Consider the following 26766-nt stretch of genomic DNA (forward strand, 5'->3'; position numbering starts at 1 on the left):
TTACGCTATCTTAAGCTACCGAGATATCTGCAAATTGAGCACCGGTAAGTGCTGCTAGGTCAGTAGGGGAAAGCGCCACTTCTAACCCTCGCTTTCCCGCACTAACGTGAATAGTAGCAAGGCTTTCAGCGCTTTTGTGAATTACGCAGGCTAACCGCTTTTTCTGCCCCAACGGGCTAACCCCACCTAGCACATACCCCGTGGCAACCATTACCGCGTTTGCTTGGGCCATTTCTACCTTTTTTACACCTAATGCTTTCGCCATTTTCTTTTCGCTTAGCTTGGTGTTAACGGGTACTACGGCAACCGCTAGTTTGTTGGTATCTGTACTCACCACTAAGGTTTTAAATACGGTATCCGCGTCTAAGTTTAGCTTTTCAACCGCTTCTAATCCGTATGATGCTGCGTTTGCATCGTGGTCATACTTTAATACCTTATGGGTTATACGCTTTTTGGTAAGCAGTGTGATTGCAGGTGTCATTCAGTTTCTTTTCTATAAAAAGTGCGGTGGTGAATAGGTTCGCTAGGTAACAAAGGCGTTGCCGCATGGGTGGCATAGTCGTTAAAACCTGCTGTAAAAAAATCTGACAGTGGATGTCCGCTCTGCCCACCAGGTAAGGTTAGGATGGCATCGTCTAAATGCCCTGGGCTCACAAAAAAGCGTTCAGATGCGCCAAAGCTAGGTGCCTGAACAGCAGGCATATAGGTATCGCCGAAACCTTCAACTTTTTCCATATTTAACAAGTTTCCTACCAAGGGAATTTGTTTAGCAAAAGGGTGCTCAACTGAAAGGGCGTTAACCTTGCCCCATGCTAGTGTTTCCATGTCAGCTTCTACAGGCGAGTATTTATCGAGCAGTTTGTGTTTAGCGCGCCTGTAAGCGTCTACCAGTAACTCGTCGAAGCTTTCAGTGTCGGCAGGCAGCCAAGAGTCGGGTTGGCTATAAATAAGCTGCCACGTTGCGGGTTCGATGCCCCGCAGCAGAGTACGGCTGTTTACACCCTGCTCATCTAGTTTTGAGAGTATGTCGCCGAATAAGGTTTGTATTACCTCTTGCCTGAAATGTTTAACCAACGTATAGCCGACAGAGTCTTCGCAGGCACATTCTTTCCATGTGTTTAAATAAGCAAGGTCTGGCTTAAACTCCACATCTTTCATGTTGAGCAAACCATATAACAGATGTTGCCATGGAATAAGAAAGCGAGCGTGGTTATCAAGTTGAATAGCGTAGAAGTCGGTTTCACTGAACGTGTCTTTTTCAAACAGTCGGTCTCTTATTTGTTGACCGCGCGCACCGAGCGCATAGCCGCCGTCGCCCCATGTTTTAAAATCTTCACTTGATATCACTCGTGCGTTTGCTGTCCATATTCGCCCCGCATCAGGGTTGATAACCTGCGGTAAATTCTCTGCTTGTGTAGGGGAGGTGTTTGCAGAGGCCTCGCTTATTGCTGTAAATGTGGCTTGTTCTCTTGCCATAACTGCGCCCCCTGGTTGCCATGAGGCACTGCCATTTTCATCTACAATCACGAGGTTTTGAGTTGGTATGGCAATACGCTTGGCTACTTTCATGGCAGCTTCAACGGTTTTGGCGGTACCGAAGTTCACAATGCTTAAGTTGGCCGCAAACGGGTGATGTGCTACCCAATTTAGCGCGTAACGTTTTCCGTCTACTTCTCTTACGGGGCCAAAATCACTGATTTGTAGCGTAAATTCATGTTCGCTGTCAGGAAGGGGAATTCGTTCTGTGATGGTTTTCGTTGTGGTGCCTTCGTCTAACTCAACCCAATCCACATTGTCTAAGTTGGCATTAGTAAAGCCCCACGCAATATGACCGTTGGTTCCTACAACAATTCCAGGAAGCCCGGGTAGCGATACGCCGGTAACCTGAACATCGCTCCCTGACTCTTGGTAATTAAGCTGTGCGCGATACCAAATGATGGGTACTCGAAGGCCTAAGTGCATATCGTTAGCCAAAAGGCCTGCGCCAGTTGCGGTATACGCCCCCGTGACTGCCCAGTTGTTGCTACCGATATCGGGCAGTTCGGTGGCATTGTATTGGGCTCTGGCAATCGCAGTATTTATGGTAGTTGGGCTTTGAGAAATCTCTGGTGTCGTACCTTCTTTTGCTTGGCTTTGTTGGCTAGTGTTGCTGTTGCTACTAGTGTCCATGGTATCAGTGGGAGAGCGAAGAATAGCCGGATAGGAAGGGGCCGCAGCCTCGAGCAGGGGAATTTCACTGGCATCTAACGCGGCTTGGTAATTGCTGGGCTGCGTAATGAAATTATAAACCTCTTCACCAAAGGTATTGAGCAGGGCTTCTCTGGCAAGGTCAAACTCTACCTGGCTACCCTGTAAATCGAGGTACATGCTATAGATAACCAATATGCTATCGGTAGGTTGCCACTGCTTAATTTCAACGCCTGCTGCCAAATATTCGAACGGGGGTAAAGTGAACTCCGATAGCCCTTCGTTTACGCCGTGTGCGTAACGAACAAGTAAGTCCTGCTGTCTTGCCGGTAGATTTTCAAATACGACCTTTGCCCGTTGCTCGAACTGATGAAAGCGCGCTTTTTTGTCGATATCTAGGGCTATTTCTCCTACCCATTGAGACAAATTGCCTGATGCAGCGCGACGCTGAAGATCCATCTGGAAGAAACGGTCTTGCGCATGAGCAAAACCAAGGGCGTAGGCGGCATCAAAAATATCGTTAGCGTTTATAACGGCCTGACCCAGGTTATCGCGGCTTAATTCTGTAGGAGCAACCACGTGATAAGTCGCGCTATTGCCATCAAGTGCGGGAAGACTTAAGCGTAGTGAAATATAAACCGCAATAGCGGCCAGAGAAAGTAGGGTAAAAACACCTAAAACCAACCACTTGATCCAATTAATCACGTGTAAAACTCCTAGTTTTTCTCTATCCTAACCACAGAACCTGAAAAATTAAAGTGATGTTTTATGACACATGTAAAGGTGGTGATGTGGGCCCGTTAATGTTGGATTGTCAGGCCGAAGAACTCTTGCCTGAAGAAAAGGAAAAGCTGGCACACCCTGTGGTGGGCGGCGTCATTTTATTTAGTCGCAATTATCATGATAAGCGCCAGTTATCGGCACTTGTTCAAGATATAAGGCGCTATGCGAAAACTCCTGTGTTGATTGCTGTTGACCATGAAGGTGGAAGAGTTCAGCGCTTTCGTGAAGGCTTTACCGCTATTCCGGCCATGGGCGAGATTTTACGCCAGTCTGAGCATCAAGATGAAAGCGCTGCCTATGCAAAAGCTTGCGGACTTGCGTTAGCTTACGAACTTAAAACCCTCGATATTGATTTCAGTTTTGCGCCTGTGCTTGACATTAACGGCGTGTCACAGGTTATCGGTGATAGAGCGTTTGCGGATAACGCAAATGACGTTATTCGTCTTGCTACCCATTTAATTCAAGGTCTTAAAGCGGTAAACATGCCTGCAATTGGTAAGCACTTCCCGGGTCATGGTAGCGTTGCGCCAGATTCCCATATTGCACTGCCAGTGGACGAACGCGATTTTGAAGAGATTCGAACTACCGATATGGTGGTGTTTCAACGCTTAATTGAACGCAAAATGTTGGAGGGCGTGATGCCAGCACACGTGATTTACAATCAGGTGTGCGACAAGCCAGCTGGTTTTTCGTCAACATGGCTGCAATCTATTCTTAAGGGCGATATTGGCTTTCAGGGCGCTATTTTTTCTGATGATTTATCCATGCATGGTGCCAGTGTGGCGGGTAGTTACGTGGAGCGCGCTGAAGCTGCACTAGAGGCTGGCTGTGACATGGTGCTGGCATGCAACAACCCTAAAGGCGCTGAGAGCATTCTTGATGGTATCGAGTCTCGCTACGCTAGCCCAAGTCGTGATGATGAGTTAAAGCAAGAGCGGGTTATGGCTTTATACGGACGCGTGCTGCCTGCAGGGCTTCAAGATAAATACGAAAGCGCAGTAGATTTGGTCAAGCGCCTGAGCGAGCGTTAAAACAGGTAATAAGAAGGTAGTGAGAAAGCACCTTTACACCGGTGCTTTTATCTTTAATTCAATGGACGTTTATATAAAAGCTCATCTAAAAATTCGTATAAAAGCTCACATAAAAGCTTAGATAAAAGCTTGGATACGAATTTTGTAAAAACGAATATCGCGATTTACACCGCTACTTCGTCTACGCCGGCTTCAATATTCAAAAAGCGTGCGAAGGTAAACAAAAAGTCGCTCAGGCGGTTTAGGTACGCGTGAACAACTTCAGGCACGTCATAGTGCTTTGAAAGGCTGATAACTGAGCGTTCGGCACGACGGCAAACTGCTCGGCATACATGAGCTTGTGCCGCTGACTTGCAACCACCTGGTAAAACGAACGATGTATTGGGCGGCATTTGGCCGGTAATGTTATCAATAAGCTTTTCAAGATTTTCGATGTCATCCTGCGCCAATGTTGAACTTGCTGAGATGGCAAACCCTGCCTGAAAAAGATTGCGCTGAATATCATGTAGCATCGGCTGGTGTTTCGTTGCAACGTGCGCTGCTAAGAGGCCGATTTGACTGTTTAACTCGTCCATATCCCCATAGCTTTTCACTACTAAATCGTCTTTATCTACACGAACAGCCTTGTCTGCGTATATTTGCGTACTGCCTTTATCGCCAGTGCGAGTGTAAATTTTCATAAAGCCCTTGAATATAAACCTGAATTTGAAACAAGGGGGCAGAGCCGCAATCAAACGCTTTGCTCAACCCCATACTTAATCCGTAACCTTAGGTTAGCGGCACGTTTAAAGAATTATTCGTTTGTAGACGGGCGGTTGTAACGTCTTACTTGCACTACAAACCCAAATAACGGGTGGTCAAAATAATGCAGTTGGGTGCTTATTATCCGCCGTTGTTCAATCAGAGGTACCGACACCAGCTTATACGCTTGGCCTTCAGAATAAGTAGCCGCGCTGCCTTTTTCATTGCTAATGTTAGTAGTGCTGGCATCTTCGTTGCTAAATTCATCGCCAAATTCGTTGCTAAAGTAATGCATAGGTACAGGCTGTCGATAATACATCTCACTGTCTACGTGAAGATAAGGCACCCGATTAATGTATTTAAGAAAAACTTTTATTGTGCCGTCTATTTCCCAGATGGGCGTTCTGAACGCTACATCGCTTACACCATCTTCGTCTTGCTCTACAATGAGTGGCGTATCTAGTGCTTTGAAATCGTCAAAGGAGATAGGAGATGGATTCGCTAGGCGCATTTCGAGATCTGTAAAAATATCTGAAACGGCGAGCAATTCCGAATTGCTAGGTTTCTGCACCTGCGTGTCATCGTTCGCTAAACGTCGAACACTTCTAGTATTAGCGGCTTCTTCTGCACTGTATGGAATCAATGCTTGGCTTTCGCCGCCGATACTGGTGTCGCTATCAAGAGGGGCTTCCTCATTTGACGCTAACTGCATTGAAGGTTGGTTTGAAGTCTCTTGTAATAACGCGCTTTGCGTTTGAGCGCGCATTTCGCCATCAAGATTGAACTGCTGTGCATAGTTTTGACCGCCGTAAACACGTACGTCAAACGCCTTGTTTTTACCAAACATCACAGGCTGACGCCATGTGGCGTGAAATAAACGTTCTAAATCGCGACTGGAGCGAATTTGGCGCGAAATCGACGACAAAGCCTGCTCGTTACTGGTGAGTAAGTGTGCTTTCGATGCCAGCGGCCAGTCGTGACCTTCTATTATGATAGGCAGGCTAGCGGGGGCAGGCGTGCGGTTATCAGGTTTATTTACTTTCCAGACTATAGCGGGTTGCAGCGTACTGCTGGCAGCAGAGGGTAAAGCCGCATTATCGTTCTTACCCATATTCGAGGCCGCAGATGCAACAATTGCTGTAGTAATTTCAGCGCTAAGCCAAGGCTTATCTTCTTCGCAGTATTTAAAAGCGGGAACGCTAATTGGCGTTGCACGCTTAACCCCAAAAAACGACGTCCAATAACCAGCAATGGTCTGGGCATCGGGGGCTAGGGTGGCATCTTCGATAACGCGGTTTTCCGTCGCCTCACTAGCCAATGCATCAGTATCACTGAACCCATCGATTTCTTTATCTGATGGCGCAGAATAAGATTCTTGTTGGCGCGGATTCTGTTGCCAATCAATCTCTTGTGGCGCAAGTGATTTAGGCAGCGATAAAAAATCTACATCGCTTGATGGAACGGCAAACAGGGTATCATCTGGCCATTTTATGCTGTTGTTGGCACCGCAAACGGATAAGCCCTGTTTTAAATAACTAATATCTGGCGCGATAATCTCGCTGATAAGGTCTGCTTGAGCCCGCGGCGCCGATAAATTATCTGCAAGCGAAAATTGTTCTTCCAACTCGGTAAGCGCGACATTACGCTTAAATGCAATGACTTCCACATCAAACCACCAATCGTCGTTGGCAAGGGCTGTGGTTGACACAGTATTTAAGAAAACGGCGCTTATGGATGCGACTAACGGGCACCAGCGGGATAACTTCATGTTATCGCGACTCCTTTGCAAAATCGGCAATAATATCGCTAATAAACGCGAGGCGCTCTTTAGCTGTTTCGGTCTTCTTCACCAAGCGAAGCTTTTGGCTACCTTCAAACTTGAACGTGTTTGGTTTGGTTTGAACAAGGCTAATGATATAGCCAGGGTTGACCTTAGTGGTTTCTTTAAACTCTATGGTACCGCCTTGTGCCGACAAGTCTACTTTTAGAATGCCAAGTGCCTGTGCTTTTAGTTTAATTTCAGCCACTTCAATTAAGTTTTTAGCCGGTTCTGGCAATAAGCCGAAGCGGTCAATGCACTCTACTTGGAACTCGTCAATGTCGTCTTGCGTTGTGCAGCTTGCCAGGCGCTTATAAAGCGAAAGGCGCGTATTTACGTCGGCAATATAATCCTCAGGCAGCAGTGCCGGAATACGCAGCTCTACCTCGGTATGGCCCGATGTGGCGTCTTCTAGCGATGGCTCTCTGCCATCTTTCAGCGCGTTAACGGCTTTGTCTAGCATATCCATATACAGGCTAAATCCAATGCTTGCTATCTGACCGGACTGATCGTCTCCTAACAACTCGCCGGCGCCTCGTATCTCTAAATCGTGTGTGGCGAGGGCAAAACCTGCACCTAAGTCTTCTAGCTGAGATATGGCTTCTAAGCGCTTAACGGCATCTTTTGTCATTCGCTTTGGATGTGGCGTTAACAAATAGGCGTAGGCTTGGTGGTGAGAGCGTCCAACACGACCACGCAATTGGTGTAGCTGTGCCAGACCTAAATGGTCGGCTCTATCCATGATAATGGTGTTAGCGCTTGGTACGTCAATACCCGTTTCAATAATGGTGGTACACACCAATACGTTGTAACGCTGATGGTAGAAATCGCTCATCACCGCTTCTAGATCGCGCTCGCGCATTTGACCGTGGCCCATTGCAATACGCGCTTCAGGCACAATCTCTGCAATTTCTTCCACAGTTCGTGCAATACTTTCCACTTCGTTATGAAGGAAATAAACCTGACCGCCGCGCAGTATTTCACGCATTATTGCCTCGCGGATCACCGCCTTGTTGCGCTGTTGTACAAAGGTTTTAATAGAAAGGCGACGGGCCGGTGCGGTAGCGATAATAGATAAATCGCGCATGCCAGACAGCGCCATGTTCAGCGTACGTGGAATAGGCGTGGCGGTTAGCGTAAGAATATCTACATCGGCGCGAAGGGACTTAAGTTTCTCTTTTTGACGCACGCCAAATCGGTGCTCTTCGTCAATAATAACAAGGCCTAAATCCTTGTATTTTATATCGCTGGACAGCAGTTTATGTGTGCCTACAACGATGTCGACTTTACCTTCACCGATGCGTTCTACCACCGACTTCTGCGCTTTACCGCTTACAAAGCGGCTCATTACTTCAATTTCAAAAGGCCATGCGGCAAAGCGATCTTTAAAGTTCTCGTAATGCTGCTGCGCAAGCAAGGTGGTAGGTACTAATATTGCAACCTGTTTGCCGGCATTTGCGGCAAGGAAGGCGGCTCGCATGGCAACCTCGGTTTTACCAAAGCCAACATCACCGCACACCAAACGGTCCATCGCTGATGGACTGCCCATGTCGTGCATAACCGCAGCAATCGCTTGCGCTTGGTCGGGCGTTTCTTCAAACGGAAAGCTGTCTGAAAAGGCTTGGTAGTCATCCCAGTTTATGTTGTAAGCAAAGCCTGGTTTTGCAGCGCGACGGGCGTACACATCTAGCAGTTCTGCTGCTACGTCTCTAACTTTCTCAGCTGCCTTTTGCTTTGCTTTTGTCCATGCGTCGGAACCTAACGAGCTAACAGGGGCGCTATCGGCATCGCCGCCGGTATAGCGAGAGATAAGGTGTAGCGACGCAACGGGGACGTATAATTTTGATTGCTTGGCGTATTCAATGCATAAGTACTCGGTGGTAACGCCGCCCGCATCCAAGGTTTGAAGCCCTAAATAGCGCCCAACACCGTGGTCGAGGTGCACCACAGGCTGACCGATAGAAAGCTCGGCTAGGTTGCGGATAATAGCACTTTCATCAGTGGCGGAACGCTTATCACGAAGGCGTCGCTGACTTACTTTCTGTCCGAGTAGTTCGGTTTCGGTAATAAACAGCAGCTCACCTTCAGATGTCTGCCAGCGAAAGCTGTTATCAACCATACCAACCGTAATACCAATACTGTCGTGGCTTTCAATAAAATCACTGAAGCTATCGACAATCTTTGGCTTTATGCCGGCTTTGGCCAGCACGGTAAGGAGCCCTTCTCGACGACCTTGAGTTTCGGCACAAAACAGTACTTTCGCACCGTTGTCGGTAGCGTGATTAACGGTTTTAATGAGTTGTTCAGCAGGGACTTTTTTCTGCGAATTGATTGCAATGTCATCGAGTTTTGCGCACTGCAGGTTGGTGGTGCCTGATTTTTCTTCTAGCACTTGGCTTGATAGCGAGGTGCGAGGCCATTGCTTAATGGCACCGAATAACTCGTTAATAGGCAGGAATAGCTCATCAGGAGCAAGTAAAGGGCGCGCTAAATTGTAACGGTATTGCTCGTAGCGCTCTTGCACATCGGCCCAGAAAAATTCGCTGGCGTCTTGTACGTCACCGTGGAGTAAAAGCAAACTCTTAGGGTGAAGGTAGTCAAATAATGTTGCCGTTTTTTCAAAGAATAGGGGAAGGTAATACTCTACACCACTTGGCATTGTGCCTTTGCTTACCTGCGAAAATACGCTTTCAGAGGCGTTATTAGCATCGAATTTTTTCAGAAACTGCTGACGAAAAAGAGTGATGGCGTCTTTGTCTGTTGGAAATTCGCGCGCGGGTAACAAGCGAATCTCGTTGACCGCTTCGCCAGAGCGCTGAGTTTCGGTATCGAAATAACGAATAGAATCAATTTCGTCGTCGAACAAATCGATACGAAACGGCTGGTCACTTCCCATAGGGAACAAGTCGATAATACTGCCGCGCACCGAGAATTCGCTGTGGCTCATTACTTGGCTTACGTGTAAGTAGCCTGCTTGCTCTAAGTTTCTTCTGAACTGGTCTCTGTCTAGCGTTTGTCCTTTATTTAGCATAAGTAAGTATTTAGCTAAATAATCAGTGGGCGCAAGGCGCTGCATGAGGGTATTAACGGGAACGATGAAGATACCGTCTACTTGTTGCGTAAAGCGAAACAGAGTTTCAAGACGCTGCGATACAATATCCTGATGAGGAGAAAATGAATCATAAGGCAGCGTTTCCCAGTCAGGGAACAGCGTAATAGGCGTATTTTTTGTATCGTCGCTTAGGAAAAACGCAATTTCTTTTTCAAGCTTCATGGCCGAGGGCGTGTCGGCGGTGATCAGAACTATAGGGCCTTTGTATTGGCTAAGTGCTTGGCTGATGCATAGCGCAGCACTGCTGCCTTGAAGCTGGCCCCAGTGTTTGTGATCTTGTGATGAGGCTTCTTTTTTAGGCGCAGGTAATGGTAGCGATAATAAAGTGGCAGTCATGAGGTCCTGTTTTTTTACATGCAAGTTTGATTTTACGGCTTATATACTGATGCGAGGGCCTTTTAGGATCCCGCTTTTCTTTCTTTCGACCGTTTTCTTAGCTGTTGGGTTTGAATGTGTAAACTTGCTCGAACCAAAAGCTCCTGATCTTGCTCTCGTATCGAATTAAAAATGAAAGCAATATGGTAGCTATCTTCAACCTGCTCGCAAGTAATAACTTCGCCATAACAAAAAATAGCTGCGGCTTCGGCATCTAGGAAAAGCTTAAGTTCAGCTTTAGTACCTACGTCCAATGCCTCTTTGGAGTCGATTATCACACCGCCACCACCTAATTTTACCGTTTTAAAGCGGTGCTCTGGCTCATCTTGCTGGTGCAGGACAAATGACATCATCAAATCAATTTTTCTTGATTGATGATTTAGGTATTCAGCCAAGGTTTCAGCATGATCGCCAAGATTTCGTAGCGGTCGAATTGCTTGGGCTTCCAATGCCGCCATTTCGCTAGCAATACGAAAGGCATACGGCATCGAGTCTTCCAGTGCATCCTCATTGGGTACGGTTTCATCCATACCTAAAGGACGCACGTTTGCATTAATACAATGCGCTATTGAGAAGTATTCATCGAATTGGGCTTGTTTTTGTTCTAGGCTTAGTTCGCTCACATCATTCCTCTGCCACTAATTCTTGTACAGCCAGTAGCTTACACGTAGTATAGCCACTTTACTATTTTGGGCTTAGCCCGTCATCTCGCCTTTGGGCTACTTATCTGAATTTTTCATTCGTTAAGCATAGCCAAACGTGGGGCAGATTACCGTATTACTGAAAAGCAAGGCGCTATGTTTTATCCTCTTTCTGCATTCATTGCCTATCGTTATGCCAAATCTAGCAAACAAAGCCAAACCAGTTTTGTCTCTTTTATAAATCGATTTTCGGTAGCCGGCATCGCGCTGGGGCTGATGGCCCTTATCATTGTAGTATCGGTAATGAACGGCTTAGAAGGGCAGTTGAAACAACGCATTTTAGGCATAGTGCCCCATATCGAAATTACAAAGACACCCACGCAAAATAGTTCAGCCGTCAGCGAACTTAGCAAGACACCCACGCAAAACAGTTCAGACGTCAGCAACTCTCTTGAAGTTACAAAGACACCCACCTCAAATAATGAAGTTGCACAGACATCCACCGCAACAGCGAAAATTAATGAAGTTGCACAGACATCCACCGCAACAGCGAAAATTAATGAGACACCCACGTTTAATACGGGAAGTCGTAGCGAGACACCCAATAAAAACGTGCCACAACAGCAGTACGTTACTTTAGATGAAATTAGCAAGACACCCATCGATAGTGTTGTTGCCAGCATGGCTTATCGAGAAGCGGAAGCCGTTGTGCAATCTCGCTCTGAACTGAGAGGTGTGCAAGTACACGGTGTGGAACCTGGGGTGATGCTGGAGCATACCTTGGTTGCAAGCCATATGGAGCAAGGGCGATTTGACGACTTAAAGGAAGGTAGTTTTGCCGCAATAATTGGTCGTGCGCTTGCTATCAGATTGGATGTGAGAGTGGGTGATAGATTACGTGTTATGGTGGCCGGGGCGAGTGTTTATACGCCTTTCGGTCGCATGCCCAGTCAGCGACTTGTTACTGTAGTGGGTGTCTTCGATATGGGGTCGCAAATGGACGATAAGGTGATGTATATGAACCTGACCGACGTGAACCGTTTAATGCGCGATCCTAAAGGAAATGGACAGTCACTTCGCCTCTTTCTAAATGATGCATTTAATTACCTGTCGGTTGTGAACTATCTCACTGATACGATGGGTGTCTCTGCAAGCAACGTTAAAACCTGGCGTGAACGACAAGGCCCGCTATTTGATGCAGTTAAGATGGAGAAGAACATGATGACACTCATGCTGTTACTCATCATCGCCGTGGCTGCATTTAATATTGTTTCTGCTTTGGTGATGGTGGTAACCGAAAAGAAGGGAGATATTGCAGTGCTTCAAACGCAGGGGATGCTGCCTAGAACCATTATGTGGATCTTTGTGCTTAACGGGCTATTTAACGGCGTAAAAGGTGCGGGTATAGGCCTTATTGTTGGCATCGTCGTCACCTTACAGTTGAATAACTTCTTGGATTTGATTGGCTCGCCGTTGGCGTTAGCTGCAGATGGTAGAGGCTTGCCTGTAGAAATGGATGGAATACAAATAGTGAGTATTACGTTGCTCTCTTTGCTGCTTTGTGTGCTAGCCAGTATATATCCAGCGCGAAAGGCGATGAAAATTGCGCCCTCACAGGCGCTTCAAAACGAATAATTCCTTGAATTAGCCGTGCAAATTAGTGCGAAATTCACTATACTCGCGGTCTTTTAAATTTTGCCCAGTGAGACGTCATGAACAAGAATTTTATCACCTCGCAATCGCTTCTACAGGATTCCTTTCGCTTAGCGGCAAAGGTGTATGAAGACGGCTTCCGCCCTGACTTTATTATTGGTATTTGGCGTGGTGGTGCTCCAATCGGTATCGCGGTTCAAGAATTCTTTGAGTTTAAGAACACGTCGACCGACCATATTGCTGTACGTACATCGTCTTACTACGGTATCAACAAGCAATCGAAAGAAATTCGTGTTCACGGTTTGCACTATTTGGTAGAAAACGCGAACGCAGACGACAAACTATTGATTGTTGACGATGTTTTCGATTCAGGCCGAAGCGTTGATGCGCTAATTAACCAAATTAACAAGCTTATGCGTTTGAACATGCCTAAAGACATTCGTATTGCATGCCCTTGGTACAAGCCTCAAAACAACACCACTGATATCGTACCTGACTACTACGTTAACGAAAGTGACGAGTGGCTTGTGTTTCCACATGAAATTGCAGGGCTAACGGAAGAAGAAATCCGCGAAGGGAAAGGCGAACTTTCTGATGTTATGGACATTTTGTTTGATAAAAAGTCTTAAAGAGTTAAGTTTTCTCGCTTAATGTATTAGAACCGCACGTTTGTGCGGTTTTTTTATGTTCATTCACGGCTGGGAAGGAAAGGGTAAAGGTAGTACCAACGTTCACCTCGCTGTCAACGCTGATGGTTCCTCCCATTGCTTCTACGATAGAAAATGAAATATAAAGCCCTAACCCTGTCCCTTTGCCAATAGGTTTGGTCGTATAAAAAGGCTCAAACATTTTTTGAAGTGCGTGCTGTTCTATGCCACATCCCGTGTCTGCTACGGTAATCACTACGCTTTGACTTTTAGTCTCGTTAAACGACTTGATAGTAAGCGAATCTCCTTCTTCCATCGCCTGCGCAGCATTTACGAAAAGGTTCACGAGTACTTGGTTTAACTTGCCAGTTTTTCCTTGGATGGGTAAGACATCCCCCAATTCTTGGTGGATTTTTATTCTATGTTTGAGTTCACTGTTTACCAGCCTCAGCGCGTGGTTTACACAATCGTTAACGTCAATAGTCTCGTCATCAGGGATGTCGGCATCATGGGAGAACGAACGTAAACTGGTTATGATATCCGTTACTCGGTTTAATCCATCTTCAGACTCGTTACAAATATCGTTAATTTCATCTACTAACGACTCTAGTTTATGTTGCGCCTGCCAAGCTATGGCGTCGTTTTTTAGCTGGGCTCGCTCTTCCTCGCTTTCGCTTTTGGCTAGATTTTCCACAATACCTTGCATATCGAGTAAAGCCGGGATTATATTTTTCAAAAAGTGAATGTTGCTATTGATAAAGGCTATAGGGTTGTTGATTTCATGGGCGACACCCGCAGCTAAAAGGCCTAGTGAGGCCATTTTTTCAGAATCAATTAAGCTTTTTTCAACCTGCGCTTTTTCCTCTTTTAGCCTAACGGTTTCCAGCGCCATCATTTTAGCTTGCATGCCCATGGCAATTTGTTCTGTAAAGGTGCGATAGCGGTTAGCCATCTCTACATATTCTTGCGTGTAATACCCCAATGACTGATGACAAAATACAATAACAGCTTGCTGTTGATGTACTTTAAACGGGCAGTAAAGCACTGAGGTAACGGGGGAGTCGAAAAGGATGATATGTTCTTGCCACGTAGGCTGCTGCCTAATATTAAATAATGCAATTGGTGTACTTTTAACTGCGCGAGAAAGAGTGTCGTCTATGTTCCAGATGGTGTTTAGCAGCGGGCTGTGAGTGCTGTTAATACATCTCATCCGCTTTGGTCCATCGTTTTCAAGCACAAAGCACACTTCGTAATTATAGAGCCCTTTAAATACCTCAAACATTTTCATGTAAAGGTCTTGTTCATTTTCAGCCGTTAGCAAAGCATGAGTGCCTTCAAGTAAGGCGTCGGTTTCTTTTTTGTGCGCTTCAGCCTGCTGCTTTAGCCTATAAACAAGAGCAAGGTCTTCTAGAACATTTTCGTAATCTCTATTCATTGAGAAAATACTATAGCTGATATCATAAGGTTACCGTGTCTATTCTTGCCGTCAAGAAAGCGCCCTTGCTCACCGAAGGTAAAAGGGCCACATATTGGCAGCGAAGCAAACTCTTTTTGTAGCGAGGAAAGCATCTGTTTGATTTCATCTCCCACCATAAGACGGCATCCTGCGCAATAGATCATAAGCACTCCCACGGGCTTTCTGTTTTCGGGCAATAGCATAATGGCATTATTGATAACACGTTGAGCGCGAGACGTAAGACTTGCAATACTCCCTTCCATCAACACTAAGCTGTCGTTCTCTTTCACCTCGGAAAATACATTAAGCGCGCCGTTTTCATTTACCGAATCGGGGTGACACAAAAGATAATTTATCGCTCCATCTTCTAACTCAACCGGGCGACCTAGCGGAGCTGACGATGTAAGCCCGAGAATCTGCCCGCCATTAAGTTGTTTTTCAATTAGGTTATTGGTTGCGTGGTTATATGCGTAGCTGGCTGGAACACCATCGAGTTCAACGAGCTGCCTTCCGTGAGCTTTCGACACAGAAAATTCTTTATCCGTAGGTTTATAGCCTGAGCTATAGCTAAGACCCAATGGGGTGGAGGGGAACATAGCCACAACTGCAAGGGTTTGTGGGCCTATTGCGTCTGATGTCACGGTATTCCAATTCCCTTGTACGGTATTGTCGGCCATGGAACCGCCAAAAATTGGCACATTTTCCCCCACAACGCTGGCAAAACCTTCCAATATTCTCTCTTCTTCGCCAGGAGGAAGCGCACACCAAATCAAAGCGGGGCTTTCATAGGGTCGACCGGAGTTTTTAAGAGCATTAATCAGTGCGTTTGCGCCAGCCTGAAAGGGGCCGTTATCAACTACATTTGCACTGCCTACGCCGTAAGCGCCTTCATCATCAAACACGCAGAAAAAAGCCAGATCGCAAGTCGCTTTAACCGTTTGACTGTCGCAGAGAAGGGAACCCAAGCAAGAACTAGATACAAGAAAAGGAAATTGATAAGGAGAGAGCGACGCTTGTATTTCTGCAAAAGGTAGCTGGGAATTTCCGTAGCCAATAACCAACGATGGCGATTTATTTTCAAATACTGCAGATACGCGGGTACCCAACTCTGCCGTATCAGCACATTCAATTTCAACCGTTTCTATCTGCATTCTTACCTACCTTTTTCTTTCAAATCTAAGAATAGATGAAAATTAGAAAAGCTTTATTAACTATTAGTCGAATTGGTTAGGCGAACTCGCTCTAGTTATCAAGATAGAATTTATCGTGGAAAGTATAAACCCAGGTTGGTTGATAAATCACCAGTATAGTTATTGCCATACCGTTTAGTAATGCTTCTGGAAAAACCAAAAGAGGCACAAGCAAAATATAATTGTCGAAGACAATATCCCAAGAGTAGACGCCCTCAGCGTAATAAAAAGTACCTAGAGCAAGCGTCTTCAACGCTATTGAAAGTGCTGCGGGGAAGAAAGCGCAGACGAATATATAAACAAAGAGCTGTCGCGGTATGCGATGAAAAGACAGCATATAGAAGAGGTAGGTGATGCCTATGGGAAGAATTGTACCGAGCAGCGCGTTGACCCCAAAGTTCTCCCACGCGCCATATCCGATGGTATGGGCACCGAGCAAAGCGATAAAAGACGCGATAATCGCGTTTCTAAAACCAAGCATAAGGGTAAGTACAGAAAGGCCCAGAAAATGGACATCCAAGCCTTCATAAATACCAGCTTTAAAGAGCCACAGCACGAATAAAGAAGCGGCAGTGCCAAAAATAAGGTGTTGCTGATTTTTATTTTTGGCAAAGTGAGCCAAGTCGATCTGTTTGATAGCGCCCAACAAAAACGCGCCATAAGCTATAAAAGCTAAGACTTGTAGTGTACTCACGTTTACTCCTTGGCTGTGGCTTTCACGCGTTTTTTCCGTACCTAACTTTTGTAGTCAGCCCAGATAGGAGCGTGATCAGAGGGCTTTTCAATACCTCTAAGTTCGTAATCAATCCCAGCGTCACCGAGATTTGCATGTAAGGATTTTGTGGCCAATATAAGATCGATTCGAAGGCCTCGGTTGTCGTCGAACCCTTTTGAACGGTAGTCAAACCATGAAAACTTATCATTGGTTTCTGGATTTAGTGAGCGAAAACTATCTTCAAAGCCCCAACTCATCACGGTGTTCAACCATTCACGCTCTTCTGGTAAAAAACTACATTTACCTGTTCTTAACCATCGTTTGCGATTATCTTCGCCAATACCAATATCTAAGTCGGTATGAGAAATGTTGACGTCACCCATGACGATGATGTTTTCATCAGGCGTGTGGTTATCGTTTAGATAAGTCATTAAATCTTTATAGAACTTACGTTTTGCAGGATATTTCGTCTCGTGTTTTTCGTTTTCGCCCTGAGGGAAATAGCCATTTAGTATGGTAACGGGGTCACCCGCATCATCAGTGGTTTTTAATATGATCATACGACGTTGCGCTTCATCATCGTCAGAAGGAAACCCCATTGAAACCGAAAGTGGCTCTTTTTTTGCCAAAAAAGCGACGCCGTAGTGGCTTTTCTGCCCGTGAAAATATACGTGATATCCCATAGCTTCAACAGCGTCTACGGGAAACTGTTCATTATGAACCTTAATCTCTTGTAGGCCGATTATGTCTGGTTGGTGGGCATCTATTAGTGCCTGTAGCTGGTGAAGACGTGCGCGGATACCATTTATGTTAAAAGAAATTACTTTCATGCTTAATTAGTCAGTTGTTTCACGTTGGAGCAAGTTTACCAGAAAGCGAAGATGCCCTTAATGCTCAATTTTTTGTATATTAATGCAATAGGCCGATTGTATAGATTAAGTTTATTTATAGCTTACGCTGAAAATGAGCTGTAAAGAGTGTTGTCGTTGGCCTGAGGTGCCCACTAAAGGGTGTCAACTACCATGTTCTTCGAAGCACTTGTAGCCTGAAATTGCATACCTAATTTAATTAAGTATTCGAACCATGCGTTAGCATCTCGCACGATATTATCGACAAGGTTTTCATTGTTCAGAGCAAGTTCAGGCAGCAATGCATCGACACATTGTTTGAAAGACACCCACGATTTAGCACACTCAGACATCGCTTTGTAATAATGAGTAGGAATGGCTTGCTCCATCGCATTTAACCGTCTTGAAATGATATTTGCCCCCATTGATGAGCCAAGCCAAACGTAAATGGCGGCTATCGCAGACGTTATTGGTGAACGAAAAGTAGGTAGCAAGTTTGAATGAGCATGGGTGTCTTTAGATGTGCGCTCACCAAGACCACTTTTTACTGAGCTAGTCTCTTTATCCGCTGCAAAAGTACCGTAAGAACTATCAGGTTTTGTTTGGTGGGTGTCTCTGTAAGAAGGGTCATGTATTCCATTCAAAATAGTGTGGTTAGCATCTAGCGCATGGATGTCTTTGCTAATCGCGGCTAACACCGCATTGCTGTCAATCATCGCGGCTATTTGAGCTAGCCTTGCTTCTGCATCTCCCGCTTGCTTTACTGCACCAGCGGTGGTTTGGTGAAACTCCTTCATAATCGCAAGTACCGCGCAATACGCTGCCTTATTAAACAGGTGTTCGTGATGATAAATCGAAAAAGGAAAAGTGTTTTCTAAAGCAGTGTGGTTTGCTTGGGTGTCTTGCTTAAGAGCAGTGAAAAGGTTTCGCATGGCCTAAAGTTCTTCTTATTCTTGCATATGCATCATCGATTCTATGTAACGTTTTACTGAATGCTTTGCTTACATGGTAATCGTGGGTGTCTTTATACAACAACAATATCATGGGTGTCTTTGTAAAGGGTACAACAACAATATCATGGGTGTCTTTGTAAAGGGTAGAGCGTGAGGAAGTTTTTCACGTTTATTGCATTGCGCCTAATAATGGTGCGGGTATACTTGCGGCAAATTTAAAGATAGGTAAAAACACGTGTTCCCAGAAACTATTGCAGACAAGTTAAGTGATGCTGTCATCGAGCAGGCGATGAAGCTAAGCGCCGAAGAACGACAAGAGCTGGTGGTCAGCTATATTGCTAAAGCGAATGAAATCTGGTTGGTGCAAGGCACCGAAGGGTTTGTGATGTTCGAAGATGGAGAAAACGTGCAATTACCCGTTTTTCCTCATAAGGACTTAGCGCAAAAGTTTGTAAGCATGAACGATATACAGGGGCAGTGTGTGAATATCGCGCTTGACGAATTTACGCAAACTTGGTTGCCCGGTTTAGAGAAAAACGGTGTGGAGCTTGTGATGTTTCCAACCACAAGCGATGTTGAAAACTTAGTGATGACTGCCGAAGACTTGGCTGCAGAATTAAACGGTAATTAATTCGTTTTTTATGATTTCTGAAGATGCATTGTTACCTCTTGCACAATCGCTCGCAGATGCAAAAGGGTGGGATGATTTTACGCGAACACTGATGTTATCGGGAAAAGCGCTAGCGCCATTGCCGCTAGACGCACGAACCGAAACAAACGCAGTGGAAGGGTGCGAAAGCCCAGTATGGATTGCTTTCTCGGAGAACGAAACACGTGTGATGGCCTACTCTCCGAGTAAGGTAATTAGGGGTGTACTTGCGGTGTTATTGGAAAAAGCGAACGCTTTGACGCAACAGCAGCGCGAAACCTTCGACTATGAACAATATTTGTCGCGCTGCCAGCTCGAACGTTATTTAAGTCAGTCTCGTGGAAATGGTATAAAGTCAGTAATAGCTAAACTCAAAGGCCTTTAGTTAGCGAGCTTTTACTGGCTTATTTATTTTTAGCTTCTATCCACTGACTCATATACTTACTGGCATTTAGTGTCTGATGCCATAGAAGACTTTGCATAAACAAAGTTTTTCTGTGTCCGTCAATCTCGTTTTTTAAGCTTATAATTTTATCCGTTAATGAAATGTCGGGCTGTTTTGCACTAAATATGTCGAGTGTTTTCTTCGCTTGAAGGCTAGCAAATTCCCACACGTCTTTGTTGGTATACAGCGACACGGCCTGATTAACGTAATCTTGAATAACCTCTGGTTTTGTGATGTCGGTGCTACACACGGCACCCGGCCATAAATCAGTCTGTGAGCTGCACTCAGTGCTTTCATTTTTGCTTTTAGAAATGATTCCTTCTACACCTACCCATGTGGTAATCGATGGCGTAGAGCAGCGCATTGCGTCGAGTAGTTTTCCTTTTATCCCTGCGCCAAAGCGCAGGGGGGCAATTAGCACTTTAGCGCTAGCCATTAACGATGTAACGTCTTCTGCCCAACCTTTGACTAAGAAACCTTGTTTGTCGTTATGCAACTGTGTCGCTTTTTTAGGAGGGTAGGCGCCGTAAATGTGAAGCTCTGCATCGGGAAGCGCTTTTTTAATAGCGGGCCAGAGCGTTTGCTTAAGATGCAAAACTGCGTCCCAATTTGGAGCATGACGGAAATTTCCGATATGAATAAAATGTGCACGCTCTTCAAAAGTCGTCGAGTATGAAGGTGTTGGCCCCACAACCAAAGGATGGTAATAAAGTTGCGACTTTGGTACGCCATAATGTTCGGTAAGAAGTGCCATCTCCGATTCGGAAATGATCAGAGTGAGGTCGCTCCTTAAAATGGCCGCTATTTCTCTTTGCGCGAGCTCGCTATTTAACGCTGCATATTTGGCATCGCCACATCGCTTAACGGCGTCATGTCTAGCTTGACGAAGGCTATGCATATCTTCTGTATTTAAAATACGCACTGCATTCGGACAGCTCTCTCTCACACGCCATGAAAACTGTTCTTCCGTCATATATCGGTCGAAAATAACCACGTCCGGCTTCAACTTTTCAATTAAGGTGTTGAATGAGCTGCAGTTCAGTGCAACTGAATAAGTATCTACACCAAGCGTTGACAAGTCTGCCTTATGTTCACTTTCAGATGCAGCAGTGAGGAATGACACGTTGAAGTTATAGGATACACAGCGGGTGATGATCGATTGCATGTTCTGGCCCGCTGCTGATGAATTTGGCTCAGGCCACACGTAACCAATGATTACTACATTTAACATGATAGTGATTTTTTAACTTTTATTAGAATTGACGTCAAAGCGACATGATTTTAAACGCATACATGCTAGCACAATTTTCTCTTTTGATATCATTCAAGACAATACGCCCAAGAAAATCTAATTCTTTTAGGTAATTACCCTGAGTTTTTCTTTGTTTTACAATAATCGGTATAGATTTTAGAGCGGCGCGTTATAATAATGGCGCGTCAGCTACTACAAATAAATGGTGTAATTTCGGCCGATAGCGACGCCTAAATAGGCAAAGGCTTTTTTCAAATTTTGAAACTAGGCGCTAACAGGACTCACATTACGAAAAATAAAGCGTTTTAGTAACGTAATGATATCTATGGAAATCATACTTTTTTACTAGAGCGTAGTTGTTGACCAACCCGTTTTTTAAGCCTATACCTTAACAAAGAAGGCGAATGGAGGTGCCTTGAACGCTACATTGGGAAGGGCGGCATTAATGAGAGTGCACGAATGAATTTAGAAGAACTAGTTTCGAAGGCGGAAAATCTCTTCGTTTTACCAGACTCGGTTACCCGGCTTAAAGCTTGTATGGATGACGAAGCTTCAAGTATCGATGACATCGGCGATATTATTGCTTTCGACCCCTCACTAGCGACCCAACTGCTGCGGGTTGCAAACTCTGCGTTATATCGGTTTCCCAACAAAATAGATACGGTGACCCGAGCTATTCAAGTGGTGGGTACACGTTCCACTTATGACCTGGCGCTCGCCTATGGCGTGAGTCAGGCATTTAGTGATATCGACGGTCAATTAGTTGATTTGGATAAATTCTGGGAACAGAGTGTATCGTGCGGACTGTTGGCCAAATACTTTGCCGACATGCGCAATATACGCGAGCCGGAACGTCTTTTTGTTGCTGGTTTACTGCATAATATTGGTGAGTTAGTAACGGTTTCGTTACTGCCAGAATCAGCGACACGATGTCAGGCTTTTAACACGCGTGTTAGTCCATCTGAGTTGCAGTTTGGTGTTCTTGGCTTTACCTATACTGAGTTGTCTGCGAAGCTCATCGAAAAGTGGGGCATTCCTAGCTCAATACATACCCCCATTGCTAACATTCACAAGGGAGATGATAATGCAGAAGGCATTGAAGATAAGATATTACAGCTTTCTTACGTTTTAGCCCTTGATAATGTTAACCCTGAGATATATCCAAGCTATCACAATCTAAAACCAGAACAGCATGAAGCGCTTTCATTAAACCGAGAGGATTTGGAAGATGCATTAGATATCACTAATCTACAATGTATCTCAGTTATATCCTTGTTTAATCCTAACGCGTTCATGTTGTATTAACTTGAAGCGCATATTGCGCTTCAAGTGAAAGCGTAGTTGTTAGTCGAATACAGCTACGGTTTGTCTACTAATAGCAATTACTTCATTGTCCTTGTCCCATATCGTCGCTTCAGTGTGCCCATATCCGTCAGCCGCTTGTCGAGTATGCGCCTTATACCCAAACCAGTCCGTTGGGCTTACGGCTTTATGAGGATGAATAAACTCTAAATTCCAGCTCACCGTGCTCGCTGGAGCAGGTAGCTTCATCATTTGAAGTAGCGTTGGCGGCCACGCATCAATCATGGTGATAATGTGAGCGTCAGTAATAGCCTCTGGAGCGTGTTTAAAACGCATAAATCCGTGGTAGTGACTCGTTTTTCTGCGGGTGAAAGGAATACCGCCATCCTCTATGGCTAAATCAAAATAACGCAAAAACTTAGGCGTAACTTTTGGGATTTGAGGAATAAATTTAGCTTTAGTAGGAAGCGGCATGTCATGTTTCTCAGTATTTTCAACACGAATGCCAGACTGTCTAGCAACACCAAAACACGCTTGAGAAAAAACGCAGCTTTTGCCTTCTTGAGTCGCATGGGCGGTGAATTGAGAAACGTTTTTACCCGTTCTGAGCAACGTAACTTCTATGGAAAAGGGCGCTTCAAGTGACAAGGGCCCAACAAAATTAGTGGTGAAAGAGCGCAATACTTGATTATCAGTGACTTGCTGCTTTACCGCTGTGTATAGCATGCCTGCAGAAATACCACCGAATGCAGTGCGGCCTTGCCCCCATGTTTTCGGAATGACGAGTCCATCAACGCGCCATGTATTGTCAGATGTTTGTGATAATTGAGGAATATTGAGCAATTCGTCTACTGTCATGCTTACTTGTCTGGTCTGATGAGTTGTATGAATATAATCGTACCCTAAGCGCTGTCGGACGGAAAGCCTGACTTAGTAATTCTCGTTATGTTTACAAATAAGTAACAATTAGTTGTCTATTTTTTTACCTGATGCGTAGACTGGGGATATCGTCACTTAAAAGGACTGTTATGGCCCATACTCACGTTGAAGGTGTTCCTGCTGCAGAAGCTGGGGTATCTAGAAGTTACCGGAACTACGTTTTATTCATATTGACCTTGGTCTACGCTTTTAATTTTATCGATAGACAGATTATTGGGATCCTCTCTCCCTTCATTAAAGCCGACTTAGGCTTGGATGATGCCCAATTAGGATGGCTAAAGGGTATCTACTTTGCCCTTCTTTATACGGTAATGGGGATCCCCATTGCATGGCTTGCTGACCGCTACAGCCGCGTTAATATTATTGCTATCTCACTCACATTGTGGAGCGGGTTTACCGCTGCATCGGGCTTAGCAGCGAACTACATGCAGCTAGCTATTGCACGAATTGGTGTGGGTATTGGAGAGGCGGGTGGTAGCCCTCCTTCGCACAGCATCATTTCAGACCTGTTTCCCAAAGAAAAGAGGGCGGGCGCACTTGCGATTTATTCGTTAGGTATTCCCTTTGGCGTTATGTTGGCATTTTTCGCCTCTGCCTTCTTTTTACAAGGTGGCTCGGCTGACTGGCGTACCGTTATGTATAGTGTGGGCATTCCAGGGGTTATCCTTGCTATATTACTCAAGCTTACAGTGAAAGAGCCCTCCAGAACAGCATCTGCGCCAAGCGATGACATAGCCAATAAACCAAGCGTAAAGTCGTCGCTAAAAACCTTGCTTAGAATACCTACTTGGTGGGGAATGGCGCTGGGTATCTCATTTGGTTCTTTCGGAAACTACGCAATCTCAACATGGGTGATTGATTATTATGTGCGCGCCTTTGCGGGGTTAGATATAACACAGCTGCTCATCGTGTTTGGTATTATTAACGGTACCGCTTATGCCCTTGGTGTTTGGTTAGGTGGTTATATTGCCGACCGTTGGGGGAAACACAATAAAAAAGCGTACGCGTTACTTCCTGCTATTGCGTTGATCATTGGTGTTCCCGCATTCTACATGTCTCTTCAAGTGCAAGATTTATGGATGTCGGTTGCATTAATGGCGCTGCTGCTATTTACCAGTGGCTCTTACTTGGGCCCTAGTTTTGCAATGGCGCAAACCCTTGCACCGCTAAACGTAAGGGCAATGTCTACAGCGCTCTTTTTCTTTGTTCTCAACATTATTGCGCTGGGTGGTGGGCCTACACTCACGGGTATTATTAGTCAGGCTCTGGTTCCTTCTTTGGGCGAAACAGAAGCGCTTAGGCAAGCACTTATTTACCTAGTGATACCCTATGCGATTTCTATTGCTGTATTTTTGTGGACGAGCACTAAAATAGTAAAAGACTGGGAAATGGCAGAAGCAAGGGGCTTGTAGTATTATCATCACTTTCTTCTAAGGGGCTGATTTTAAGCCCCTTATTTGTTTATATTTGAGGGAGTCTTCGGTGTCTTCGACTGATTTAAGTTTCCACTTTGCCCATGCAAATGGATTTCCCGCGGGAAGTTATAATGCGATGTTTTCCGCACTGCCTGATAACTTTAATCGTTTGCACGTTGAGCGTTTTGGCCATGATCCCAAGCTGCCAGTTAACGGTAATTGGCGAAACCAAGTTCAAGAGCTCATTAAGCATATAAAAAAAGAAAACAAAGATCCTCGTGGTGTATTTGGGGTAGGCCACTCATTCGGCGCCGTCATCACTTACATGGCAGCTTGCGAAGCACCAGAGTTGTTTAGAGGGCTCATTTTGTTTGACCCCCCTTTGGTGGTAGGCCCGCTTAGTTATTTTTTTAGATTTGCCAAGTATACGCCTCTGATAAATAAGCTTACTCCAGCTAAGCTTGCGCAAACACGAAACACGAGTTGGCCAAAAAGTACCGATATGGTCACGTATTTTCATGGCAAGGCCTTGTTCAGAGATATGGACAAGCGGTGTGTAAGAGACTATGTGAAGTCGGTAACAGCAGAAAAAGGAGACGCTATATCGCTTACCTTCAAAGCTGATGTTGAGGCATCACTGTTTCGAAATATACCGCATAATCTTGGCAAGTATAAAGGGAAGTTAAAATGCCCGGCGATTTTAGCAACGGGCAGTACAAGTAAGGTATGTAGACCAGAAATGTATGCTCGACTAATGAAGCACAACAATATTGAGCACGTTGTTTTGGACGGCGGGCATATGTTCCCTCTAGAACACCCAGAAAGGGTTGCCGCGTTTATCAAAGAAACCCTTACACATTGGAATTGTTAGCGAGAAGCTTGATTTTGGCGCTAATGCGCCAAAATCAAGTTTATGGCTTTTTAATCAGACTTTTTAGTGGGGCTTAGGCCACCAACGGGTTGTCCAAGCATTTCTCTTGTAACAAGAACCACGCCTTTTTCTGATACGCGGAAACCACGAGCTCTGTCTTGTTCGTGGTCGTATCCAATGGTGGTGCCTTCTGGTATCACGCAACCGCGGTCGATAATTACTTTCTTTAGCTTGCAGTGACGTTTAATCTCAACATCGGGAAGGATCACTGCGTCCTCAATGAGGCCGTAAGAGTGAACCCTAACGTTAGAAAAGCAAATAGACGAGCGCAGTGTGGAACCAGAAATAATACAGCCACCTGAAACCACAGAATTAATTGCTTCGCCCCTTCGGTCATGGTCTTCCCAGACAAACTTCGCAGGTGGCAGCTGTTCCTGATAAGTCCAAATTGGCCATTTTCTATCGTACAAATTAAGTTGCGGAACCGGTGCGACCATTTCCATATTGGCCTCCCAGAAAGAGTCTATTGTACCTACGTCTCGCCAATAAGCGTTGTCGCTACCGCTCTGTTCGAAGGGAAACGCGTATACGGGATGGTCAGCGATGATAGATGGAATGATATCCTTCCCAAAATCCCGTTGAGAACCCATGTTTTCGGAATCTACGCGTAGCTGTTCGAAAAGAAACTCGGTATCAAACACGTAATTACCCATTGAGGCCAAGCATCGAGATGGGTCATTGGGAAGTGGAGTAGGGTTGGCAGGCTTTTCTTCAAATCCGATAATGCGGTAGTTTTCGTCCACCGACATTACGCCAAAAGCGCCAGCTGCCTCTTCAACGGGTACTGACATACAAGAGACGGTCATTTTAGCACCCGATTCCTTGTGCTTAGCCAGCATGTCGCCGTAGTCCATTCGATAAATGTGATCGCCGGAAAGTATCATCACATATTTAGGGAGCTCATCTCGGATTATATCGATATTCTGAAAAACAGCGTCGGCAGTGCCTTCGTACCAGTTGTCTGAGAAACGCTGAGAGGCGGGTAAAATCTCGACGGATTCACCAAGCTCTTTCTTGAAGTGACCCCAGCCTCTGACTAAGTGCCGGATGAGAGAGTGAGACTTGTATTGTGTGACAACACCTATTCGCCTTATGCCTGAATTAACACAATTCGAAAGGGGGAAGTCGATAATTCTAAATTTACCACCAAAGTAAAGTGCTGGCTTAGCACGCCAAGTGGTGAGTTCGTGCAACCTAGACCCTTTACCTCCGGCGAGGATAAGCGCATAAGTATCGCGTGTTAAGTTACTGATGTAACGTGAACTCTGATCTGCCATTTCCTATAAACTCCTGTCAAAAAGCGATAGTTGAATATCGATAGAAATATAAAAAGAAAGCGAAGTGTTGCGATTGATAGCGCTATACATTGAACCCCTTGATTGAGGGGCTTTTTAATAACATAACTTCATATTACACAAGATATTTTAGAATGACAGTGTGATTTATAACCTTTGTGATGAAATAGTAAATTTATTTAAAATTTTGTTTTTGGCAGTGAGCCCCTCCATACAAAGACACCCACTTTAATGTTTGACTGCACTCCATACAAAGACACCCACCTTAATGTTTGACCGTGTCAGTTTTCTTTTTAAGAAATTTAGTCAAAAACGGAAAAATTTAAGCAAGACACCCAACAATACGTAAGCAAGACATCCAATCGAAGCTTAAATATTTTGAATTGG

Annotated in this window: 22 protein-coding genes; 8 read left to right on the forward strand and 14 right to left on the reverse strand. The window is 45.1% G+C overall.

What is annotated here, in order from left to right; all coding sequences use genetic code 11:
• Positions 1 to 10: 10 nt before the first annotated feature.
• Positions 11 to 481, reverse strand: coding sequence for a Cys-tRNA(Pro) deacylase (gene ybaK / locus ACM0P2_RS08220; protein ID WP_419227556.1), 471 nt, complete (start codon positions 479 to 481; stop codon positions 11 to 13).
• Positions 478 to 2892, reverse strand: coding sequence for a penicillin acylase family protein (locus ACM0P2_RS08225; protein WP_419227557.1), 2415 nt, complete (start codon positions 2890 to 2892; stop codon positions 478 to 480). Before ACM0P2_RS08225 ends, ybaK begins: the two co-directional genes overlap by 4 nt.
• A gap of 98 nt (positions 2893 to 2990) precedes the next feature.
• Between ACM0P2_RS08225 and nagZ the strand changes: the two genes are divergently transcribed.
• Positions 2991 to 4001, forward strand: coding sequence for a beta-N-acetylhexosaminidase (nagZ, locus tag ACM0P2_RS08230; protein WP_159117340.1), 1011 nt, complete (start codon positions 2991 to 2993; stop codon positions 3999 to 4001).
• Positions 4002 to 4165: 164 nt separating this feature from the next.
• Here the strand turns inward: nagZ and ACM0P2_RS08235 are convergent, their stop codons facing one another.
• From ACM0P2_RS08235 to ACM0P2_RS08250, 4 genes are all read right to left on the reverse strand, one after another.
• Positions 4166 to 4681, reverse strand: coding sequence for a cob(I)yrinic acid a,c-diamide adenosyltransferase (locus ACM0P2_RS08235; RefSeq protein WP_159117302.1), 516 nt, complete (start codon positions 4679 to 4681; stop codon positions 4166 to 4168).
• Positions 4682 to 4794: 113 nt separating this feature from the next.
• Positions 4795 to 6510, reverse strand: a complete 1716-nt coding sequence (locus ACM0P2_RS08240) for a CsiV family protein (protein WP_419227558.1) — start codon at positions 6508 to 6510, stop codon at positions 4795 to 4797.
• 1 nt (position 6511) lies between these two features.
• Positions 6512 to 10009: a transcription-repair coupling factor gene (mfd, locus tag ACM0P2_RS08245; protein WP_419227559.1), complete on the reverse strand. Its 3498-nt coding sequence runs from the start codon at positions 10007 to 10009 to the stop codon at positions 6512 to 6514.
• A gap of 62 nt (positions 10010 to 10071) precedes the next feature.
• A complete protein-coding gene (locus tag ACM0P2_RS08250; RefSeq protein WP_419227560.1) occupies positions 10072 to 10671 on the reverse strand; it encodes a PilZ domain-containing protein in 600 nt (199 codons plus the stop codon).
• A gap of 174 nt (positions 10672 to 10845) precedes the next feature.
• Here ACM0P2_RS08250 and ACM0P2_RS08255 point away from each other — a divergent pair, with 174 nt between their 5' ends.
• Both ACM0P2_RS08255 and ACM0P2_RS08260 read left to right on the forward strand, forming a co-directional pair.
• Positions 10846 to 12324, forward strand: coding sequence for an FtsX-like permease family protein (locus ACM0P2_RS08255; protein WP_419227561.1), 1479 nt, complete (start codon positions 10846 to 10848; stop codon positions 12322 to 12324).
• A 77-nt stretch (positions 12325 to 12401) separates the two neighbouring features.
• Positions 12402 to 12971 (forward strand): phosphoribosyltransferase, encoded by a 570-nt coding sequence (locus ACM0P2_RS08260; protein ID WP_159117307.1) that lies wholly within the window; start codon positions 12402 to 12404, stop codon positions 12969 to 12971.
• A 4-nt stretch (positions 12972 to 12975) separates the two neighbouring features.
• Here ACM0P2_RS08260 and ACM0P2_RS08265 read toward each other — a convergent pair whose 3' ends face one another.
• From ACM0P2_RS08265 to ACM0P2_RS08285, 5 genes are all read right to left on the reverse strand, one after another.
• A complete protein-coding gene (locus ACM0P2_RS08265) occupies positions 12976 to 14424 on the reverse strand; it encodes a sensor histidine kinase (protein WP_419227562.1) in 1449 nt (482 codons plus the stop codon).
• Positions 14421 to 15596: an FIST signal transduction protein gene (locus ACM0P2_RS08270; protein WP_419227563.1), complete on the reverse strand. Its 1176-nt coding sequence runs from the start codon at positions 15594 to 15596 to the stop codon at positions 14421 to 14423. The genes ACM0P2_RS08265 and ACM0P2_RS08270 overlap by 4 nt, the downstream gene beginning before the upstream one ends.
• Before the next feature lie 91 nt (positions 15597 to 15687).
• Positions 15688 to 16329, reverse strand: a complete 642-nt coding sequence (locus ACM0P2_RS08275) for an energy-coupling factor ABC transporter permease (protein WP_105930990.1) — start codon at positions 16327 to 16329, stop codon at positions 15688 to 15690.
• Between the two features lie 41 nt (positions 16330 to 16370).
• Positions 16371 to 17180, reverse strand: coding sequence for an exodeoxyribonuclease III (xthA, locus tag ACM0P2_RS08280; protein WP_159117310.1), 810 nt, complete (start codon positions 17178 to 17180; stop codon positions 16371 to 16373).
• A gap of 173 nt (positions 17181 to 17353) precedes the next feature.
• Positions 17354 to 18130, reverse strand: a complete 777-nt coding sequence (locus ACM0P2_RS08285) for a hypothetical protein (protein ID WP_159117311.1) — start codon at positions 18128 to 18130, stop codon at positions 17354 to 17356.
• Positions 18131 to 18386: 256 nt separating this feature from the next.
• Here ACM0P2_RS08285 and ACM0P2_RS08290 point away from each other — a divergent pair, with 256 nt between their 5' ends.
• Positions 18387 to 18782, forward strand: coding sequence for a DUF2750 domain-containing protein (locus tag ACM0P2_RS08290; RefSeq protein ID WP_105930993.1), 396 nt, complete (start codon positions 18387 to 18389; stop codon positions 18780 to 18782).
• A 10-nt stretch (positions 18783 to 18792) separates the two neighbouring features.
• Complete coding sequence (locus ACM0P2_RS08295; protein WP_159117312.1) at positions 18793 to 19185, forward strand: SufE family protein; 393 nt, start codon at positions 18793 to 18795, stop codon at positions 19183 to 19185.
• Positions 19186 to 19204: 19 nt separating this feature from the next.
• On the opposite strand, the gene ACM0P2_RS08300 is transcribed toward ACM0P2_RS08295, so the two are convergent.
• Positions 19205 to 20476 (reverse strand): glycosyltransferase, encoded by a 1272-nt coding sequence (locus tag ACM0P2_RS08300; protein WP_419227564.1) that lies wholly within the window; start codon positions 20474 to 20476, stop codon positions 19205 to 19207.
• Between the two features lie 480 nt (positions 20477 to 20956).
• On the opposite strand from ACM0P2_RS08300, the gene ACM0P2_RS08305 reads away from it, so the two are divergent.
• Positions 20957 to 21802: an HDOD domain-containing protein gene (locus tag ACM0P2_RS08305; protein WP_159117314.1), complete on the forward strand. Its 846-nt coding sequence runs from the start codon at positions 20957 to 20959 to the stop codon at positions 21800 to 21802.
• Positions 21803 to 21841: 39 nt separating this feature from the next.
• Here ACM0P2_RS08305 and ACM0P2_RS08310 read toward each other — a convergent pair whose 3' ends face one another.
• On the reverse strand, positions 21842 to 22657 hold the full coding sequence (locus ACM0P2_RS08310) for an acyl-CoA thioesterase (protein ID WP_105930997.1): 816 nt from the start codon (positions 22655 to 22657) through the stop codon (positions 21842 to 21844).
• A gap of 170 nt (positions 22658 to 22827) precedes the next feature.
• Between ACM0P2_RS08310 and ACM0P2_RS08315 the strand changes: the two genes are divergently transcribed.
• Together ACM0P2_RS08315 and ACM0P2_RS08320 are read left to right on the forward strand one after the other, a co-directional pair.
• Entirely contained in the window at positions 22828 to 24150 is a 1323-nt protein-coding gene (locus tag ACM0P2_RS08315; RefSeq protein ID WP_105930998.1) for a spinster family MFS transporter, read from the forward strand.
• A 70-nt stretch (positions 24151 to 24220) separates the two neighbouring features.
• On the forward strand, positions 24221 to 25024 hold the full coding sequence (locus ACM0P2_RS08320; protein WP_159117316.1) for an alpha/beta hydrolase: 804 nt from the start codon (positions 24221 to 24223) through the stop codon (positions 25022 to 25024).
• Between the two features lie 50 nt (positions 25025 to 25074).
• On the opposite strand, the gene glgC is transcribed toward ACM0P2_RS08320, so the two are convergent.
• On the reverse strand, positions 25075 to 26361 hold the full coding sequence (gene glgC / locus ACM0P2_RS08325; protein WP_120959761.1) for a glucose-1-phosphate adenylyltransferase: 1287 nt from the start codon (positions 26359 to 26361) through the stop codon (positions 25075 to 25077).
• Positions 26362 to 26766 lie beyond the last annotated feature (405 nt).

The organism is Alteromonas sp. OM2203, from assembly GCF_048517045.1.
GTDB lineage: Bacteria > Pseudomonadota > Gammaproteobacteria > Enterobacterales > Alteromonadaceae > Alteromonas > Alteromonas gracilis.

What these genes read in the sequence shown, in the direction of transcription:
- ybaK (WP_419227556.1), bottom strand. Translation starts at nt 481, where the DNA reads ATGACACCTGCAATCACACTGCTTACCAAAAAGCGTATAACCCATAAG.
- nagZ (WP_159117340.1), top strand. Translation starts at nt 2,991, where the DNA reads ATGTTGGATTGTCAGGCCGAAGAACTCTTGCCTGAAGAAAAGGAAAAG.
- ACM0P2_RS08235 (WP_159117302.1), bottom strand. Translation starts at nt 4,681, where the DNA reads ATGAAAATTTACACTCGCACTGGCGATAAAGGCAGTACGCAAATATAC.
- ACM0P2_RS08240 (WP_419227558.1), bottom strand. Translation starts at nt 6,510, where the DNA reads ATGAAGTTATCCCGCTGGTGCCCGTTAGTCGCATCCATAAGCGCCGTT.
- mfd (WP_419227559.1), bottom strand. Translation starts at nt 10,009, where the DNA reads ATGACTGCCACTTTATTATCGCTACCATTACCTGCGCCTAAAAAAGAA.
- ACM0P2_RS08255 (WP_419227561.1), top strand. Translation starts at nt 10,846, where the DNA reads ATGTTTTATCCTCTTTCTGCATTCATTGCCTATCGTTATGCCAAATCT.
- ACM0P2_RS08260 (WP_159117307.1), top strand. Translation starts at nt 12,402, where the DNA reads ATGAACAAGAATTTTATCACCTCGCAATCGCTTCTACAGGATTCCTTT.
- ACM0P2_RS08265 (WP_419227562.1), bottom strand. Translation starts at nt 14,424, where the DNA reads ATGAATAGAGATTACGAAAATGTTCTAGAAGACCTTGCTCTTGTTTAT.
- ACM0P2_RS08270 (WP_419227563.1), bottom strand. Translation starts at nt 15,596, where the DNA reads ATGCAGATAGAAACGGTTGAAATTGAATGTGCTGATACGGCAGAGTTG.
- xthA (WP_159117310.1), bottom strand. Translation starts at nt 17,180, where the DNA reads ATGAAAGTAATTTCTTTTAACATAAATGGTATCCGCGCACGTCTTCAC.
- ACM0P2_RS08285 (WP_159117311.1), bottom strand. Translation starts at nt 18,130, where the DNA reads ATGCGAAACCTTTTCACTGCTCTTAAGCAAGACACCCAAGCAAACCAC.
- ACM0P2_RS08295 (WP_159117312.1), top strand. Translation starts at nt 18,793, where the DNA reads ATGATTTCTGAAGATGCATTGTTACCTCTTGCACAATCGCTCGCAGAT.
- ACM0P2_RS08300 (WP_419227564.1), bottom strand. Translation starts at nt 20,476, where the DNA reads ATGTTAAATGTAGTAATCATTGGTTACGTGTGGCCTGAGCCAAATTCA.
- ACM0P2_RS08305 (WP_159117314.1), top strand. Translation starts at nt 20,957, where the DNA reads ATGAATTTAGAAGAACTAGTTTCGAAGGCGGAAAATCTCTTCGTTTTA.
- ACM0P2_RS08310 (WP_105930997.1), bottom strand. Translation starts at nt 22,657, where the DNA reads ATGACAGTAGACGAATTGCTCAATATTCCTCAATTATCACAAACATCT.
- ACM0P2_RS08315 (WP_105930998.1), top strand. Translation starts at nt 22,828, where the DNA reads ATGGCCCATACTCACGTTGAAGGTGTTCCTGCTGCAGAAGCTGGGGTA.
- glgC (WP_120959761.1), bottom strand. Translation starts at nt 26,361, where the DNA reads ATGGCAGATCAGAGTTCACGTTACATCAGTAACTTAACACGCGATACT.